Origin of the sequence: Gracilibacillus orientalis, assembly GCF_900114645.1 — a bacterium.
In the GTDB taxonomy this organism is placed as follows: domain Bacteria; phylum Bacillota; class Bacilli; order Bacillales; family Amphibacillaceae; genus Gracilibacillus; species Gracilibacillus orientalis.
The window spans coordinates 95,890-114,652 of sequence record NZ_FOTR01000003.1 but is presented as its reverse complement, the minus strand read 5'-3'; the positions used below and the strand labels follow the sequence as shown (position 1 = coordinate 114,652).

The 18,763-nt window shown below is 36.4% G+C and carries 18 protein-coding genes and 1 riboswitch; of the genes, 8 read left to right on the top strand and 10 right to left on the bottom strand.

Features of this window, described 5'->3' with window-relative positions:
* Positions 1-19: 19 nt before the first annotated feature.
* Positions 20-133: riboswitch (SAM riboswitch) on the bottom strand.
* A 121-nt stretch (positions 134-254) separates the two neighbouring features.
* The 5 genes from BM121_RS06635 to BM121_RS06615 form a co-directional block, all read right to left on the bottom strand.
* Positions 255-1,199 carry an aldo/keto reductase family protein gene (locus BM121_RS06635; protein ID WP_091482617.1) on the bottom strand — a complete coding sequence of 315 codons (945 nt, stop codon included), beginning with the start codon at positions 1,197-1,199 and terminating at the stop codon, positions 255-257.
* Positions 1,200-1,320: 121 nt separating this feature from the next.
* Positions 1,321-1,935, bottom strand: coding sequence for a PH domain-containing protein (locus BM121_RS06630; protein ID WP_091482616.1), 615 nt, complete (start codon positions 1,933-1,935; stop codon positions 1,321-1,323).
* Positions 1,936-2,838: 903 nt separating this feature from the next.
* On the bottom strand, positions 2,839-4,146 hold the full coding sequence (locus BM121_RS06625) for a hemolysin family protein (protein ID WP_091482614.1): 1,308 nt from the start codon (positions 4,144-4,146) through the stop codon (positions 2,839-2,841).
* A 221-nt stretch (positions 4,147-4,367) separates the two neighbouring features.
* Positions 4,368-5,729, bottom strand: coding sequence for an NADP-specific glutamate dehydrogenase (gene gdhA / locus BM121_RS06620; RefSeq protein ID WP_091482612.1), 1,362 nt, complete (start codon positions 5,727-5,729; stop codon positions 4,368-4,370).
* A 342-nt stretch (positions 5,730-6,071) separates the two neighbouring features.
* Positions 6,072-7,352 (bottom strand): MFS transporter, encoded by a 1,281-nt coding sequence (locus tag BM121_RS06615; RefSeq protein ID WP_245780766.1) that lies wholly within the window; start codon positions 7,350-7,352, stop codon positions 6,072-6,074.
* A 138-nt stretch (positions 7,353-7,490) separates the two neighbouring features.
* Between BM121_RS06615 and BM121_RS06610 the strand changes: the two genes are divergently transcribed.
* From BM121_RS06610 to treR, 4 genes are all read left to right on the top strand, one after another.
* Positions 7,491-7,838, top strand: a complete 348-nt coding sequence (locus tag BM121_RS06610) for a hypothetical protein (protein WP_091482609.1) — start codon at positions 7,491-7,493, stop codon at positions 7,836-7,838.
* 167 nt (positions 7,839-8,005) lie between these two features.
* On the top strand, positions 8,006-9,448 hold the full coding sequence (gene treP, locus BM121_RS06605) for a PTS system trehalose-specific EIIBC component (RefSeq protein ID WP_091482607.1): 1,443 nt from the start codon (positions 8,006-8,008) through the stop codon (positions 9,446-9,448).
* Positions 9,449-9,734: 286 nt separating this feature from the next.
* On the top strand, positions 9,735-11,408 hold the full coding sequence (gene treC / locus BM121_RS06600) for an alpha,alpha-phosphotrehalase (RefSeq protein ID WP_091482605.1): 1,674 nt from the start codon (positions 9,735-9,737) through the stop codon (positions 11,406-11,408).
* 19 nt (positions 11,409-11,427) lie between these two features.
* Complete coding sequence (gene treR / locus BM121_RS06595; RefSeq protein ID WP_091482603.1) at positions 11,428-12,141, top strand: trehalose operon repressor; 714 nt, start codon at positions 11,428-11,430, stop codon at positions 12,139-12,141.
* A gap of 159 nt (positions 12,142-12,300) precedes the next feature.
* On the opposite strand, the gene BM121_RS06590 is transcribed toward treR, so the two are convergent.
* From BM121_RS06590 to BM121_RS06580, 3 genes are all read right to left on the bottom strand, one after another.
* Positions 12,301-12,549, bottom strand: a complete 249-nt coding sequence (locus BM121_RS06590; protein WP_091482601.1) for a hypothetical protein — start codon at positions 12,547-12,549, stop codon at positions 12,301-12,303.
* A 106-nt stretch (positions 12,550-12,655) separates the two neighbouring features.
* On the bottom strand, positions 12,656-13,486 hold the full coding sequence (locus tag BM121_RS06585) for a DUF2268 domain-containing putative Zn-dependent protease (RefSeq protein ID WP_091482599.1): 831 nt from the start codon (positions 13,484-13,486) through the stop codon (positions 12,656-12,658).
* Positions 13,467-14,180, bottom strand: coding sequence for a methyltransferase domain-containing protein (locus BM121_RS06580; RefSeq protein WP_175495351.1), 714 nt, complete (start codon positions 14,178-14,180; stop codon positions 13,467-13,469). Before BM121_RS06580 ends, BM121_RS06585 begins: the two co-directional genes overlap by 20 nt.
* Before the next feature lie 143 nt (positions 14,181-14,323).
* Between BM121_RS06580 and BM121_RS06575 the strand changes: the two genes are divergently transcribed.
* The 3 genes from BM121_RS06575 (at position 14,324) to BM121_RS06565 (ending at position 17,282) form a co-directional block, all read left to right on the top strand.
* Positions 14,324-14,821 (top strand): Lrp/AsnC family transcriptional regulator, encoded by a 498-nt coding sequence (locus BM121_RS06575; protein ID WP_091482595.1) that lies wholly within the window; start codon positions 14,324-14,326, stop codon positions 14,819-14,821.
* Positions 14,818-16,002, top strand: coding sequence for an aminotransferase (locus BM121_RS06570; protein WP_091482593.1), 1,185 nt, complete (start codon positions 14,818-14,820; stop codon positions 16,000-16,002). The genes BM121_RS06575 and BM121_RS06570 overlap by 4 nt, the downstream gene beginning before the upstream one ends.
* Positions 16,003-16,121: 119 nt before the next feature.
* Complete coding sequence (locus BM121_RS06565; RefSeq protein WP_091482591.1) at positions 16,122-17,282, top strand: glycoside hydrolase family 43 protein; 1,161 nt, start codon at positions 16,122-16,124, stop codon at positions 17,280-17,282.
* Between the two features lie 143 nt (positions 17,283-17,425).
* On the opposite strand, the gene BM121_RS06560 is transcribed toward BM121_RS06565, so the two are convergent.
* Complete coding sequence (locus BM121_RS06560) at positions 17,426-17,713, bottom strand: HesB/YadR/YfhF family protein (RefSeq protein ID WP_091482589.1); 288 nt, start codon at positions 17,711-17,713, stop codon at positions 17,426-17,428.
* Between the two features lie 178 nt (positions 17,714-17,891).
* On the opposite strand from BM121_RS06560, the gene BM121_RS06555 reads away from it, so the two are divergent.
* Complete coding sequence (locus tag BM121_RS06555; protein ID WP_091482587.1) at positions 17,892-18,218, top strand: MerR family transcriptional regulator; 327 nt, start codon at positions 17,892-17,894, stop codon at positions 18,216-18,218.
* A 112-nt stretch (positions 18,219-18,330) separates the two neighbouring features.
* On the opposite strand, the gene BM121_RS06550 is transcribed toward BM121_RS06555, so the two are convergent.
* The gene (locus BM121_RS06550) at positions 18,331-18,555 is read right to left on the bottom strand and encodes a Fur-regulated basic protein FbpA (protein ID WP_091482585.1); all 225 of its coding nucleotides are present in this window, start codon (positions 18,553-18,555) and stop codon (positions 18,331-18,333) included.
* Between the last annotated feature and the right edge of the window lie 208 nt (positions 18,556-18,763).

Here is an 18,763-nt window from a genome sequence, read left to right as displayed (position 1 = left end):
TAAGCATGTGTAGTCTTCCTTCTTATCTTTCGGGTTCAGTTTATGCTGTCCCGCAGGATTTGGCACAGTATTATCTTTCTAACCTGTTGCCGAGGATTCACAGGGCCTGCCCCTCCACCTCTCTGGATAAGAATTCCATTTATTGTCCGTTTAATATCATAGTAACATGAATAGAGAAAAAGTCAATGAAATTATTGTAAATATTGTAAAAATTAATACCAAGTAACTAGGTTTTTTATTTGGTGTGGATATTATTACCTTTGTAATATATCTTCCACTTTCGCAATGGTTTCCTTAGAGAGTGTTACACCAGAAGCTTTTGCGTTTTCTTCAATTTGTTCTGGTTTACTTGCACCGATAAGTGCACTAGATACATTGTCTTGACGTAAGATCCAGGCAATCGCTAATTGAGCTAATGACAAGCTCTCGTTAGCAGCAATTCCTTTTAATGCTTCGACACGTTCTAAGTTTTCCTCTGTTAATACACGCGATAAGTCTAAGTCTTTTTGAGCGGCACGACTACCTTCAGGAATGGCTTCTCCTTTTTTATATTTCCCGGTTAATACACCTTGGGCAAGTGGAGAGAAGACAACCTGGCCAATACCATGCTTCTCGCTTACAGGAATGACTTCATCTTCAATATTACGATGAAGCATACTATAGTTTGGCTGGTTTACGACAATGCGGTCTAACAGTTTTTTGTCAGCAAGATGAACGGCTTCTGTCATTTGCTCGGCAGTCCATTCACTGACACCGATGTATAACATTTTTCCTTGGCGAACAAGATCTTCTAAGGCACGTAACGTCTCTTCTAACGGTGTATCAGGATGGTAGCGGTGGCAATAGTAAACATCGATATAATCGAGTCCTAACCGCTGCAAACTAGCGTCACACTGCTCCACGATATGTTTACGTGAAAGACCTTGATCATTGGGGCCATCTCCCATTTTTCCAAATACTTTTGTAGCAAGGACATAGGAACTGCGTGGATATTTTCTTAAAGCTTTCCCCACAACTTTTTCAGCTTCCCCACGCATATAGACGTTTGCTGTATCAAAAAAATTAATCCCGAGGTCATAGGCTTTATCAATGGAAGCTTCTGCATTTTTTTCCTCGACATAGCCTCCATATGTAAGCCAACTTCCTAAACTAATTTCGCTTACTTTCAGACCAGTTTTACCTAAATGACGATATTGCATTATTTACTACCTCCTTGTTAAGCGTTTACAACATTATAAAAGAATGAGAGAAGAGAAGCGAATCATCTGTTTGTAGAGTTCCTTTCATAGAATAGAAAAAAGCACTTTTAAAAGTGCTTTTTTAGTTCTGTATATATCTCTCAAAAATTTCACTGAAATCTTTTCTTGTGTTGTCATTATAGGTGGATTGAAACCAATCGAAGGCAAATTTAGTTGCTTGTTCAAATTCACTAGATACCTTTCCTTCATGGAATCTATTATCGGTAAACAGAGACTGGGAAGCTTGCAAACTATCTTTTGCAAATCCTTTGATTCTTTCATTCTCATCCTGGATGTGTGAAATAGTTACTAATGATTTATAAAGGTCTGCAATAGCTTCACCTTCTTTTTTGTCGATATCGACAGAAAGTGACTGGCCTCCAAGCGAAAACTTGATTTCGAGATCTAAGTCGATCGTTCCGGCTGTTTCAACGGATACATTTTTAATATGGTTTAAGTAATAATCATACCGATAAATATTTCGTTTACTACTAGATGCTTTTTCTCCATCGAGGTGAATTAAGGCACGATTGGTAAAGCAGTATTCATCTGATTTTGACTTGATCAAAAAGTGGATCCGCTCGCCTTCTTCATGTAGCACATAATCATCAGATTCTGTCTTATCAAAGTCTTCTGGAAGGATAATTTTCCCTATATCACTTAACCCTAACGCATCACTTGCTAATTTTTTGAACATGAAGATCTACCTCCTAATATGTGTATCTCCATTCTATCATACCTTATAAACATAGAAAAAAATCATTTTTGGGGCAAAATGACACAATATTAGTGCCTAATGGTCTAAGCTAATTTTTTCTCACATGCCATAACAAACAGCCTAAACATGACTATTAGTGTTTTTATTACCCACCCAAACCTCTGAAGAAATCTCTTCACCTTATCCAAAAATTTAAAATTAGAAAATAAAAGTAAGTCGGATGGAAAAAAAAGAATGTCGAAAAACTCTATTAAATTCACTTAAATGTTATACTAGAATTATCAATAGATCGGCTTCATATGAGGGGTGGCACACCGGTATTACCTTCTTAAATATTTTCAAGAAGGAGGTGTCGCTTATGGATATCGAAAACGTTTTGACAATAATGATTTCTTTTTTGTCACTAATGATCTCTTTTGGGATGTTAGTTGCGTTTATCATGTCCAATAAAAATGATAAAAAATAACCCCTCATATGCTCTGGACAGGCTCTGAGGGATTATCTTCCTAATAGTGCCGCCCCTCTTAACGGGGTTCGGTCTATTGTAACCGTAGACGTACCAGCGTCTGCGGTTTTTATTATGATATGTCTTTCCTACTTACATTATACCCGATTGCATAATTTTTAACAACTGACTTTATCATTAAGAATAATGTCCGCCGATTTTTTCATTTCTATTGAGTGCTATTCCCTCTTTTATATTTTAATCCCTTTTTTAGTAGTGGGTTACGAAACAATGGTTCACCGGCGATAAAAGAGATTGTCTCATCTACAAAGAGATTAATATTGTGATTCACTCGAATCTTGAAGTGGGGGATTTACGGAAGATTAGCACCGTGATAAATGGCTATTTTAATGTAAGTGAAAATTATTAACATAACATTATTCGTGTTTTTTTTCTTCTGTGTTTATTTGTTTAGCTTCAATTAACCTTATTTGATGGCCGTCTACGTCTTTGATAGTAAACTTATAATTGTTGTACTCCATAGTAGTACCTTTCACAGGATCTAATCTTTGATTAAGAAACCAACCGCCAATTGTATCAATCTCATTGTCATCAATATCAGTATTGAGTAACTCATTCGTTTCAGAAATAAGAAGTTTGCCATTTAATAAATAAGTATATTCATTTATTTTTTGATACATAGGGCGTTCGTCTACATCAAGTTCATCTTGAATTTCTCCAAAAACTTCTTCAATAATGTCCTCCATTGTAATAAGTCCAGCTGTGCCGCCGTATTCATCTACAACAATAGCCATATGATTTTGTCGCTTTTGTAATCTTTTTAATATTGCATTTATCGGTGTATTTTCTGTAGCATGAATTATGGGTTTAATATAATTTGTTAAACCTTTTTGTTCTTCCTTAAGAAAGTCTTTAAAAAATTCTTTTGTATTGATAATACCTACAATATGATCTTTATCTTTATCTGCCACCGGATATCTTGTGTATTTTCCTGCTTTTAGTATATCTAGGTTAGCTTGATATGTATTATCTTGGTATAAACATATAATTTCAGTTCTTGGAATCATGACTTCTTTTGCAACACGTTCGTCAAATTCGAAGACATTATTTAAATACCTTATTTCGGAAGCATTAATTTCTCCACTCTTATAACTTGTTGCTAGGATAGAGCGTACTTCATCCTCCGAGTAGATCTCTCCACTTTCTGAGGCAGGCGGCAAACCAAACATACGTACAATTATACGAGCAGAACCATTTAAAGCCCAAATAAAAGGATACATCACTTTATGAAATATAACTAATAAAGGAGAAAGTAGCAGAGTAACTTTTTCTGTTTTTTGGATCGAAAAAGACTTTGGCGCCAGTTCACCGATAACAACATGTAAAAATGTGATAAAAAGAAATGCGATTATAAAGGAAATCGTTGAAATAACTGTTGCAGAAAAACCAAGTGATTCAAAGACAGGGTGCAGCAGTTGAGCTATTGCTGGTTCACCCAGCCATCCAATACCAAGTGCTGTAACTGTAATTCCTAACTGGCAAGCAGCTAAATAACCATCTAAGCTATTTGTGACTTTTTCAGCAGATTTTGCTCCCGCTTTTCCTTGTTTCACTAATGATCTAACTCTAGACTTTCTTATTTTAACAATCGCAAACTCTGATGCAACGAAAAATGCGGTTAATATAATTAAGATCGCAACAATGATTAAATTTATTATCTCCAAAACATCCCTCGCAAAATAATATGCAAGGGTTCCACCTCCTGGTAAAAATTTAATTTATGTTGTATTATCTCCTTAATTTTTATTATTAGTCATTTTATAGTCTCCTAAAGTTTTTGAATATCTAATGGCTTGCAAAATAAAAAGCATACACTCGTTCCATTTTTGAAAGGAACGAGTGTATGCTTATTGTGCTAAAACCTATTTATATCAATTAAGAATAATTAAATAACACCCTGTGCTACCATAGCATCAGCAACTTTGATGAAACCTGCAATGTTTGCACCAACTACCAGGTTACCAGGCTGACCATATTCTTCTGCAGCTTCGACACTGTTTTTATAAATGTTTGCCATAATCTCTTGAAGCTTTTCATCCACTTCTTCAAACTTCCAAGAAAGACGTGCACTATTTTGTGCCATTTCTAATGCAGATACGGCTACACCACCAGCATTTGCTGCTTTTCCAGGACCGAATAATACATTATTTTCTAAGAATACGTCAATCGCTTCTAGCGTTGAAGGCATGTTCGCACCTTCACCAACTGCTTTTACACCATTTGATAGAAGTGTTTTCGCAGCATCGTCATTTAATTCGTTTTGTGTTGCGCAAGGAAGAGCGATGTCACAAGGGATGTTCCAAATGCCTTCAAAGCCAGCAGTATACTCTGCTTCTGGATGTTCGTTAACATATTCTTTAATACGCTTTCTTTCTACTTCTTTTAGACGTTTTACTGTCGCTAGATTAATTCCATTTTTGTCATATATATAACCACTGGAATCACTACATGCAACAACTTTAGCACCTAGTTCTGTTGCTTTGTCGATAGCATATGTAGAAACATTACCAGAACCAGAAACAACTACTGTTTTACCATTGAAACTGTCACCTTTACCTTTTAACATTTCGTTTACGAAATATACTGTACCATATCCAGTGGCTTCCGTACGTGCTAAACTTCCGCCAAAGTTGATACCTTTACCAGTTAGCACACCAGCTTCATAACCGCCACGCATTTTTTTGTATTGACCGAATAAGTAACCAACTTCACGTGCACCTACACCGATATCACCTGCAGGAACGTCTGTGTCAGGACCGATGTGTTTAGAAAGTTCACTCATGAAGCTTTGGCAGAATCGCATAATTTCGCCATCAGATTTACCTTTCGGATCAAAGTCAGATCCACCTTTACCACCGCCGATAGGTTGACCGGTTAAAGAGTTTTTGAAAATCTGTTCAAATCCTAAGAATTTAATAATACTAGCGTTTACAGATGGGTGGAAGCGAAGACCACCTTTGTACGGTCCGATAGCACTATTGAATTGAACACGAAAACCACGGTTAACTTGTACTTTTCCTTCATCGTCAACCCATGGTACACGGAAAGATACTATTCTTTCAGGTTCAACAATTCTTCCCAGAATGTTGTGCTCCATGTATACGGGTTGTTTTTCGAATACTGGAACTAAGGAATCAAATATTTCCTTTACCGCTTGATGGAATTCATTTTCGTTTGGATTACGCTTTTTTACTGTTTCGAATACGTCATTCACATAATTTTGAGCAACTTGGTTTGCATTTGTCATATCTTATTTGTTCTCTCCTTACGTTTTTGTTTTTATCACGGACGCTAGCACCCTGATAACTTTCACTAACCATCAACGGGGGATCGCCCCCACTGATAGAAGTTTTAGCTTTATATAGTTTAAGCATAAGCGTGACACCAATTTTTGTTCTACCTGTTTTATGTTGTACTATCATACAGCATAAAATTTAAATGTTGATAGTATAAGAAAACTAAGGCTTTCGCCAGTACTTGGCGATAAGCCAAGTTTTTCTTTATCTAATTATTTTGAAAATAACTCATTAATTTAAAGTGTATTATATCAATTCGGTCTAAACAATGCTCAGGTGAGATGTAATTGATATCATTTTGAGATAGGTTGTGTTAGCGTCGCCAATTTTTTGTCGGAAGGAACAAAATAAAGAATAATCATACCAATGACAAATAAGATAATAAGACTTAAAATGCCTGCGTTCGATCGACCGGTAATTTGCGCAGTTGCACCTAAAAGCAGTGGACCGGTTATTGAGGCAAATTTACCGAATATATTATAGAAACCAAAAAATTCGTTCGCGTTATTTTTAGGAACTAGTTTGGCGAAATAGGACCGACTTAATGCTTGAATTCCACCCTGTGAAGAAGCAACAAGCATGGCGAGAATCCAAAAATCAATAGCGGTTTCTAGAAAATATCCATAAATACAAACAATGATATAAATGAAAATACCAACATATAACATGCTTTTAGCAGAGAAACGATTGGCTAATTTACCATAGATAATAGAAAAGGGGGCAGCAACGACTTGTGTGACCAATAAAACCACTAGTAATACAGTGGAACTAAGACCGACGTCTGTTCCGTAAGCTGTGGACATTGAAATAATCGTACCAACACCATCTATATAGAAAAAATAAGCGATTAAAAAAATAGTTAAGTATTTATATTCCTTCACATGTTTGAAGGTTTGAAACAACCTCTTGAAACTTTGACGAACCGGTTGAGAATCGCGTTTGATAAAATGCTTTTGCTTTACATTTTTAATCATAGGTACAGCAAATATTATCCACCATATACAAGTAATCAAGAACGCTATTTTACTCGCTGTGGTGCTACTAATCGGTAGCATACCCTGTTGAGCTAATAATATAATGGCAATGCTTATCACAAAAGGAATGGCACTACCGATATACCCAAGTCCAAATCCACGGGCAGATACTTGGTTCATTCGTTTATCATCGGTGACATCTACTAGGAAACCATCATAAAAAACATTAGCCCCGGTAGATCCGAGTGATGCTAGCGTAAAGAAAATCAGTAAGAGTAACCATTGACCTTCCGGTACAAAAATAAGAGCAAAAGTGGAAAAAACACCCATCCCCATAAAGCTTAAAAAGAATTTCTTTTTTAATCCCTCGTAGTCTGCTAGTGTTCCTAAGATCGGTCCAAGCATAGCCAAAATAAAGGTGAAAATAGCAATGGTGTAACCGAGGTATGCAGTAGAATTTGCTCCTGAAATACCAGCAGTGGTGGCTTGTGCTTTATAATAAATAGGAAAAATAGCCGTGGTGATAATGACCGAAAATGCCGAGCTTCCCCAATCGTAGAACATCCAACTATTTTCTTGTTTCGTAAACTTTTTCATAATTTCACCCATCCTTTTCTTTTATTTTACTAGAACCGACAAAGAAACACACATATGTACTGATAATTTACAGAAGTTTAATATTGCTAGAAACGGGTACATTAAAATCAACACTATATTAAAATGGAAAGGATGATGATGATGTATAAAGCTATTCAAGCGTTTTTCAAGACGGAAGATGATGCTGAAACAGTGAAAGCGGAGCTAAATAAACTGAAAACAAATGATATTAGAATTGATCATTTGCCAGACGCAGCTCAAACATTATTATTAACCCCATTAGCATACTCAGGTAATAATACTTCAGGGATGGGTACAGGTGGTGGCTTTGTAGCTGCATTTACAAGGACAGATAATGGTGAAACGGTCGATAATACGTCTAGGGAACATACGGTAGAATGCGAAGTAGAGGAAAATGATTACCCGGAAGCATTGAAAATTATTATGGATAATGACGGTTACGTGGATAAAGATGTATTGGAAGGATAAATTAGGAAAAGCAAAGGTCATTTCGACCTTTGCTTTCTTTTTTTAGTTAAATAGGATTTCGTATTTTAAAAGGTATATTTTATGTTGACATACATGTATATACAGGTTAATATGAAAACGTAACCACTTGTATATACAAGAATGCTGTTCATCGAGGAGGAAATGAATTGAGTAAGTTTACCGATCCTGCAAAAGAATTGTTGGATAAAGTTGGCGGTAGTGAAAATATCTCAGTTGTTACACACTGTGCAACAAGAATGAGATTCGTATTAAATGACCAGAACAAAGCGGATGTTGCTGCAATTGAAGATATTAATATAGTCAAAGGAACATTCACACAAGCAGGTCAATTTCAAGTCATTGTTGGAAATGACGTAGCTTCTTTTTATAATGAATTTACCAAAATAGCGGGAGTAGGAGATACTTCCAAAGAAGATGCAAAAGAAGCAGGCAAGCAAAATATGAATATTGTCCAACGTTTAGTAGCACATTTAGCTGATATCTTTACGCCGATTATCCCTGCTTTAGTTGTTGGTGGTCTTATTTTAGGTTTTCGTAATGTTATCGGCGAAATTGATATGGTGAGTAATGGGACGATGACTTTAGCGGAATCGTCTCAGTTTTGGCAAGGGTTATATGATTTCCTTTGGTTAATAGCTGAAGCGATATTCCACTTCTTACCTGTTGCGATTACTTGGTCTATTTCACGTAAGATGGGCACAACACAAGTATTAGGTATTATATTAGGTATTACATTAGTTTCTCCGCAACTGCTTAATGCGTATGGAGTACCGGGTGCTGAAGATATTCCGGTATGGGACTTCGGTTTTGCGCAAATTGATATGATTGGTTATCAGGCACAAGTTATTCCGGCGATTTTGGCTGGTTTCGTATTGGCATATTTAGAGATTTGGTTACGTAAAGTAATTCCGCAAGTAGTTTCCATGATTTTTGTACCGTTTTTTGCCCTAATTCCTGCTGTTTTAGTGGCTCATGTTGTATTAGGCCCAATCGGCTGGGAAATTGGTTCTTGGATTTCCACTATTGTGTATGATGGTTTAACTTCTGCATTTGGCTGGTTATTTGCAGCTGTATTTGGTTTTGCATATGCACCTTTAGTTATCACTGGTTTACACCATATGACGAATGCGATTGACCTCCAGCTTATGAGTGAATTTGATGGAACAAATCTCTGGCCTATGATTGCATTATCTAACATTGCTCAAGGTTCTGCGGTTGTTGCGATGATTTACCTAAATCGAAAAGACAAGAAAGAACAACAAGTATCTGTTCCAGCGGCAATTTCCTGTTATTTAGGTGTAACGGAACCAGCATTATTTGGTATTAATTTACGTTATCTATTCCCATTTATTGCAGGTATGACAGGCTCTGCGATAGCGGCAGTAGTCTCAGTTGGATCCGGCGTTATGGCAAATTCGATCGGTGTAGGCGGTATACCTGGGATTTTATCTATTCAAATTCCACATATGCTCATGTTTACCGTAGCCATGTTGATAGCGATTGTAGTCCCATTTATCTTAACAGTTATATTAGCAAGAACAAAAATGGGTAAAGACGCATACGAACGTCTAGGAAAACCAAGGCCATAAAAACATAAACCGAGAAATAACTTTACTTTCTTCCATTCTGAATTTTGATGAGTCTTGTCATACGCTTTGGCAGAATACTGCGCTTGGGTGAAAGGGAGTATATTACCGTAGCGACGAATTAACACTTAACTTCAGAAGAATGGAAGAAAGTAACATCAAAAGAATTATCACTGGTTCACAGTATTTTCTCTGGTTCGAATTAGAATTGGCCTTTTTTATAAATTGTTAAAAAGCGGAATGCAAGTATTCTAAATATTCAACACAGATCAACAGGAGGGTGTAATATATGGACGAGAAATGGTGGCAAAAATCTGTTGTCTACCAAATATATCCGAAAAGCTTTAATGATACGACAGGAAATGGTGTTGGGGATATCCAGGGTATTATGGAAAAATTAGATTACCTGAAAAAATTAGGAATCGATGTTATCTGGCTGACACCTATTTACGCATCACCCCAAAAAGATAATGGGTACGATATATCTGATTACTATTCCATTCACCCTGAATATGGCACGATGGAAGACTTTGAAAAATTATTAGATGAAGCACACTATCGAGAAATGAAAATTATCATGGATCTTGTGGTGAACCATACTTCTACAGACCATCAATGGTTCAAAGAAGCAAGGAGTTCAAAAGATAATCCATATCGAGATTACTATATTTGGAAAGAAGACGATACTCCGCCATCCAATTGGCAATCAAAGTTCGGAGGTTCTGCCTGGGAATTTGATGAAAGAACTGGTGAGTATTATTTGCATCTATTTGATGTCACACAAGCGGACTTAAATTGGGAAAAGGAAGTAGTACGGGACGATGTGTATCAAATGATGAATTTTTGGCTGGATAAAGGGATAGACGGATTTCGTTTAGATGTTATCAATTTGATTTCAAAAGACCAGCGTTTTCCTAATGATGATGGCAGTGTGCCTCCAGGAGACGGGAGAAAGTTTTATACGGATGGACCAAGAGTACATGAGTTTTTACATGAAATGAATCAACAGGTTTTTACGAATCGCGAAACGATGACTGTAGGGGAAATGTCTTCCACAACAATGGATAATTGTATTCAATATTCCAACCCAAAAAGCGAAGAGTTAGATATGACTTTCTATTTCCATCATTTAAAAGTCGATTATCCCGATGGTGAAAAATGGACAAAAGCACCGTTTGATTTCTTAGAGTTAAAACAAATCCTCTCCAAATGGCAAGTAGGAATGCAACAAGGTGGAGGTTGGAATGCATTGTTCTGGTGTAATCATGATCAGCCAAGAGTTGTGTCCCGATTCGGTGATGATCAACACTATCACAATGAATCTGCGAAAATGTTAGCAACAACTATTCATTTGATGAAAGGGACACCCTATATCTATCAAGGTGAAGAGTTAGGTATGACAAATCCCGGATTTAATAACATCGAACAATATCGTGATGTAGAATCGATTAATATGTATCACATGAAAAAAGACGAAGGTGTGTCAGAAGAAGACATTATTGCGATTCTAAAAGAAAAATCACGTGATAATTCCCGGACACCAGTACAATGGAATGATGGGAAAAATGCCGGTTTTACAGAAGGGACACCATGGATAGGTGTGCCAGATAATTTTACGACGATTAATGCTGAACAAGCTATAGCGGATGCAACATCTATTTTTTATCATTATCAAATATTAATCCAAATGAGAAAAGAGTATCAGGTCATAACAGATGGAAGTTATCAGCTGATTTTACCGGAGGATCTTGCCATTTTTTCTTATGTACGAGAAAATGATCAAGAAAGCATGCTAGTAGTAAACAATTTTTATGGTGACGAAGTGACATTAGAATTACCGGAAGAAGTGAAAGAGCAATTTGAAGGTGGAGAAGTTATTCTTTCTAATTACCAGCATCCGCCTACTCAATTGGAGCATATCACACTGCGTCCTTATGAATCATTTGTCTACTATATTAAGTAATAAATGGGGATAAGATGGAATGAGAAATAAGTATTTAGTAATTTATCAGGAAATGGTTCAACAAATCGAACAGGGGAAATTTAAAGCCAATCAGTTTTTGCCATCTGAGAACGAACTGACAGATAAATACGAAACGTCCAGAGAAACAATAAGAAAAGCATTGAACCTGTTAGCACAAAATGGCTATATACAAAAAATTAGAGGAAAAGGTTCGATGGTAATTGATCGTAGTAAATTTGATTTCCCTGTTTCAGGGCTTGTCAGCTTTAAAGAGTTAGCGGATAAAATGGGGGAAAAACCGGTGACTACGGTACATCGTTGTCAGCTTATTAAACCTGCACATTATGTCAAAGATCAATTAAAATTGAAAGGGAAGAACCAGGTATGGGAAGTGATTCGTTCCCGAGAATTCTCTGGGCAAAGTATTATATTAGATAAAGATTATTTGGTTGACAAATATGTTCCATATATCTCAAAAGATATTGCGAAAAAATCGATATATGCCTATCTTGAAGATGAATTAGATCTGATCATCAGTTTTGCAAAGAAAGAAATTGTTGTGGAAGAGCCAACAGAAGAGGATCGGAATTTATTAGATTTAGATGGATTTCACAATGTTGTAGTCATCAAAAATTATGTCTATTTAGATGATGCTAGCCTGTTTCAATATACTGAATCAAGGCACCGTCCAGATAAATTTCGGTTTGTCGACTTTGCAAGACGAAATCATTAAAGAACTTGTCTCATGCAACTATAGAAATCCAAGGCTTTCGCCCATTTGACGTATGCCTTAGATTTCTTATGCCAGTTTTATAATTAACAGTGTTAGATAGACAGACTTTCTTGTAAGACACTTTCGTTGGCTAGTACTTTGTATAGCAATTTCTAATCATTACCAAAAGAAAAATGGTAGAAAAGCAATTGTTGCGATAGCGCCGAGAGCAACACCAAGGCCTAGGCCTCTTCCATATCCGAAAAAGCCATAGCCATATCCTCCAATTCCTCGTTGTGCATCAAGTGGATCTATAAAAACTTTAGAACGATTGACTCCTCTAATAACACCTCTATGGACTGCCCCGTCGTGTGTAACAATTTTTACGGGACGACCTACATTTTGACAGCAGAAATCATAATGTGACATTATGAACCTCCTTTCTCCATATCAAGCAGTTCATGGAATAACTACTAATAGATTATGTGAGAAAGGAAAAAAGTTGTGGTCACCTGTTCTTCGGCATTTGCACTAATTATTTTTCTGTTAGAGAATCCACCTCTGCCAATATTTGATGATTTGGGGTGTGCAATAATGTGGTTATGGAGCCATTTTGTTTTGTCATATACCGTTGAATAATGTTGTAACCGATAATATAACCGATATTTCTAGGAACACCATGTAATCCGTACATAATCATGTTGTGTTTAGGATGATCTCTTGTCAATTGTTGAAGAGGTTCAATCCATTTTTTCCATAAATCTTCTAATAATTCATCTGTTACCATTTCTATTCTTTTGTTTCCATAAGCTGCTCCCACTTTTTTTCGTACGATCCATTCAGCAATGCCTTCTAATATGACAGCGTCTAGTAATGTATACTCCATTTCTTTCTTCGGAAAAAGATTTAGCCTACAAATATGACTGTATTCATGAAGAAATAAAGCAACTATTTCTCGATTTTCGGCATTCTTTTGTAAGAATAAGAACAGCTTGTCAGGGTAGCTTAAGCCTGCATTACTGTTGTACCATTCTTTCAGTTCCCTGATTTCTTCATTAGAGGGAAAAATAAATATATCAGGCTCAGGTCCGTTCCATGCGTTTTTGCATTTTTTATAGAGGATGTTCACTTTAGATAAATAGTTTTGTTGTAACCATTTTTGAGCATCTTCTTTCTTTAGATTGGATGAAAATAAACCATGGCGTAATAGGTGTTCCTGAATTGCTTCTGGTGGGAGTTCTTTAAAATACTTTGTTAATGGTTCGCAAATAACGGATTGATGTAAAAGATTCTGATCTTCTTGGTCTTTGACCCCTTTTTTATCCGTAAATCTCTTCATCCACTTATCAGTTGCGTGTATGGTCATGGGTATCTCCTCGCTTTTTAGCTATGAATAAATAAGTATGAAGGTCATGAGCATATTCAGTATTGAACTGGTAATGTTGATTTAATGTCTGCAACATATCAATGGATAGATGTTGAGGAAGTGTGACCGGCGTTTTTGTCTCTTTCTCGACTTTTTCTATATAGACGGTTTCATATCCATTGTCTAATAACTGCTTCAACCAGTCTTCTTTTGATAATAATTGAGGAAATTGATAAAATATTTTCATTTTTTCTTCAGCTATATGGGGTAAAGTCTGGGATTTTGCCATTTCTAATAGTATGATTTGTCCATTCGGTTTAAGTAAGTTCGTAAGTTTCGGGAGGCAATTATCGATAGGTGTAAAAGCCAACACAGATTCAGAAATTATCAGGTCGAAGAATTGATGTGTAAATAACAGATCTTCTATATTTTGCTGCATGACTTCAATATGGTGAAGGTGACTAGTTTTGGCTTTGGCTTTTGATACCATTTCGGCTGAGCTGTCGATACCGTACAAAAATGCAGCTGTTTGATGTCGTAAGTTTCGGAGAGTTTCACCGGTTCCACAGCCTACTTCTAATACGTTCTCCAAATTTTCAGGTATTTGTTTTACCCATTTTTGCGTTGCTGCTTTTCCTCCTGGATGTGTATAGTCTATACCGAGTTGTGTTATAAGTTCATGATAGCTACTCATTTCATACATTCCTTCCTCGGATTCGAAGTTTTCCTTTTGTGATGGTTTATATTTGGGATTAATTGTAGTATTATTAAATATTAGTAAGAATAAATAACAAGTTGTATATAGTGTATACACAACATCTAAAGAAGGTGAATGGATTGGAACAAAAAGAGATTGAATTATTGAAATTATTAGAAAAAAACGGTCGGATGGATAATGATACCATTAGTAAAATGTTAGATGTATCTTCTGCTGAAGTGGATGAAATGATAAAAAAATTAGAAAAGGAGCACGCTATTCTTGGTTATTCTACACTTGTAGATTGGTCTAATGTCTATGAGTATGAAGGAGTAGCAGCTTTAATAGATGTAAAGGTAACACCGGTGCGAGGTGTTGGCTTTGATAAAATCGCTTCCAGAATTTATCGTTTCCCGGAAGTGAAGGCAGTCTATTTAATGTCAGGAGCTTATGATTTAAGCGTTTCTGTGGAAGGGAAAACGATGATGGAAGTTAGTCGTTTTGTATCGGATAAGTTATCTACATTAGATACTGTACTCTCCACTACGACTCACTTCATCCTGAAGAAATATAAGCATGATGGTATTATTTTTGATGAAGGTGACGATGATGACAAACGAATCATGGTGACACCATGAGTGAATCATACTTAGCAAACCATGTGAAGGAATTACAGCCGTCAGGTATTCGGAAGTTTTTTGACCTTGCTTCTCAAATGGAGAATGTTATCTCTCTAGGGGTTGGGGAACCGGATTTTGTAACACCTTGGAATGTAATAGAAGCAAGTTATCATTCCTTGGAGCAAGGGTATACTGCATATACAGCTAATGCTGGTTTAATCGAATTACGAGAAGAGATCGGTAAGTATTTGCGGGAAACATTCTCTATTTCCTATAATCCGGAAGATCAAATCTTAGTCACAGTAGGTGCTAGTCAGGCGATTGATTTAGCTTTACGAGCAATTGTGAATGCTGGAGATGAAGTGATTGTTGTAGAACCGTGCTTTGTTTCATATAGTCCTACTATTTCGCTGGCAGGTGGTGTGTCTGTATCAGTAAGTGCTACAGCAGATAATGAGTTTAAAGTTACACCAGAACAAATCGAAGCAGCGATAACGCCAAGAACGAAAGCAATTGTTTTGTGCAGTCCGAACAATCCGACCGGTTCGGTATTAAGTAAGGAAGAACTGTATGAAATAGCGCAGGTTGTACAAAAACATGACTTAATTGTTTTATCTGACGAAATCTATGCAGAACTGGCTTATGATGAAGCGGTATCCAGTATCGCATCTGTTGATGGAATGGAAGAGCGTACAATTGTGATTTCTGGATTTTCGAAATCTTTTGCTATGACAGGTTGGCGACTCGGTTATGCTGTGGGTCCTGTAGCTATTATGCAAGCTATGACAAAAATCCATCAATACACGATGATGTGTGCACCTACTATGGCACAGCATGGTGCGTTAGAAGCGTTACGCCATGGAAATGAAAGTGTTAGAGAAATGAAAACAAGTTATCGCCAACGTCGAAATTTTGTGGTGAAGGCATTAAATGAGATGGGTTTATCGTGCCATTTACCTGGTGGTGCTTTTTATGTATTCCCGTCTATAAAAGAAACAGGATATAGCTCGGAGGAATTTGCGCAAAGATTATTAGAGGAAGAAAGAGTAGCCGTTGTACCGGGGCAAGTTTTTGGTGAAAGTGGAGAGGGATATATCCGTTGTTCCTACGCTACATCCATTAAACAATTAGATGAAGCTATGAAAAGAATGAATCGATTTGTTAAACGTAATAGTGAAACAAATGAACCAACAGTATAATATGCTGTTGGTTTTTGTTTGTTAATATAGGTTTTTATTTGTGAAATTAACTGTATAGTTGTAAGTACAAGTTGACTCGTTTATAATAGTAATTAATGAAAATGGAAAGGATGTCATATATGGATGTTAAACATATACATGAGGTCGAAATCGATGTTTCCAGAGATAAAAACATTCAATTACCGGAACGAGTGCTTGTAGATCTGAATGATAACATTACCGCAGAGTTTAATGTAAACTGGGACTCTGTTGATAAAAATGAACTTTTAGATAAAGGATATCTTGAGGTTGAGGGTAAGGTAGAACATAAAGATTACCCTAAGCCTTTTATTGAACAACGAGCTGATCCATATTTATATAAGCATACAGATGGGTATTATTATTTTACAGGCTCATACCCCTTGTATGACCGTGTTGTCTTAAGAAGAGCCAAAACAATTGATGAGTTACCACAAGCAGAGGAGAAAGTGATCTGGTGGAAGCATGAATCAGGTATAATGTCTGAACATATCTGGGCACCAGAGATCCATTTTATTGATGGAAAATGGTATGTTCATGTTGCTGCTGGAGACAAAGATGATGTTTGGGCAATTCATCCGTATGTCTTAGAATGTGATGCAGAAAACCCATTAGAAGGTGAATGGGTGGAGAAAGGACAAGTTAATACGGAATTTCAAAGTTTCTCTTTAGATGCAACAACATTCGAACATCAAGGAAAGCGGTATTTGGTGTGGGCGCAAAAGGTGGATAATGATCAAATTTCGAACCTTTATATCGCTGAGATGGAGAATCCTTGGACGATTAAGAAGCAAGTTCTCTTATCCACTCCAGAATATGATTGGGAAGTAATTGGTTTTGATGTGAATGAAGGTCCTGCTATGATTAAAGATGATAAGAAGATTTTCATAGGCTTTTCTGCGAGTGCTACAGATGAAAACTATGCGATGGGATTATTACATGCCGACGTAAATAGTGATTTATTAGATCCAAGCTCTTGGACGAAAAAGCAGGTTCCTGTGCTTGTTTCCAGTGATAACACGAGGGAGTATGGACCGGGCCATAACAGTTTTAGTGTTGATGAGGATGGTTACGAGCTTTTAGTTTACCATGCTCGCCCATATAAAGGGTTTAATACAGAGAATCCATTATATGATCATAATCGGCATGCACGTATTCAACGCCTGTTCTGGACAAAAGACGGTTTCCCTTACTTCGGTGAACCAGGTTATCAACTAGATTTTTCTAACTATAAAGCAAAAGCGAAAATTAGGTTGAAATAAGAAAAAAGCCGAGTGCTGAATGATCAGCACCCGGCTTTTTTAAGAAAAGAAATATAAAACTGTACACATGGATTTGCATACGGAAAAAAAAGAATATTTCAACCACTTTCTGTTTTAAATAGAGTGCAGTGAAATGTCCCGGATTAGTCGATGATATATTCGATTTCGTCGTACTTTCTTGAATATTTAATATGGAAGTTTTTCTCGTCGAAGTACCAGATGTCTGATTCTTCGACAAAGAAGTGAATCCCTTCCTCTGTTACTTCGGCTCCAGGGTTGTTGGGTTCTACGTTATCCAACGCAAGGGAAAAACCTTTATGTACACCGCCAAATCCACCGTATCTGGCAAAGAAGCGGATAGCATCTCCTTCAATTAAATCCAATTCTCTAATAAACCATTTTGCTGCTGGTTTTGTAATGGACATTTCCATTTGTGTTCACCCTCCTTAATTCAATACTAACGAAAATGTGATGATGAAGCTAGTAGTAGCATTTGTAAGATAATTACTGTAAGATTATCTAACAATACTTTGTGCAACACCAAGTTATCACTGTATACTGTTACTAAGGTTAGCTTACAACGGTATACGTAATTAGGTGGTGAATTACATGGCAGAAAGTCCTTCCTATAAAGAGCGAAAAGTTATAACCATTGGTGTCGTGAGTGAATTGACGGGTTTATCAGAACGTCAAATTCGTTACTACGAAGAAAGAAAATTAGTATTTCCAGAACGTTCACAAAAAGGAAATCGAAAATACTCTTTCGCTGATGTAGAATTGTTAATTGATATTGCGAATAAGCGAGAAGAGGGCGTTCAAACTTTTGAAATCAGACAAGATATGATTAGGGAAGAGAAAAAGAAGGAAAAAAGAATGCGCAAACAATTGTTGCGTGGGGAAATCAATGCTCGATTTGGTATCCAAAAAGAAAGATAAAGAAAAAAGCGGCTTATCGCCAAATACTGGCGAAAGCTTTAGTTTTCTTACATTTAATTTTGTTTCACTAACCATCATTATGTTTTCTGATGTTATAAAAAAGAAGAGAAGCCTAGTGGACATTGGGCTTCTCTTCTTTTCTTTCGGGATTATAACGAGTGAATTTCAAGGCGTTTTGCTTTTCGAATTCCAGACAAAATTTTTCATAATCATTGACAATTTCGCTAATTGGTTTGTTGTAAAGCTCTTGATTATTCTTATCCACAATACCCTTGGCCATCAACTGTTGAATTAAATAAACTTTTTGTTTTTCAACTGCTTCTCGTAAAAAAGCCATTGGATTAGCCTCCTAATTGTTTAATTCATAAGCATATTGAATGTAAGAAAAGTATTACCAATTTTGTTATATGTTATACAAAAAAGGATCATGTCATTTTATTCGAATTGTGTTTGAATTGTATAAATTTTGAAATATATTTAATATGAATGAAATGGATGATTTCGCTGATATCATAAATTGATATATAATTAAGGAAATAGTAAAG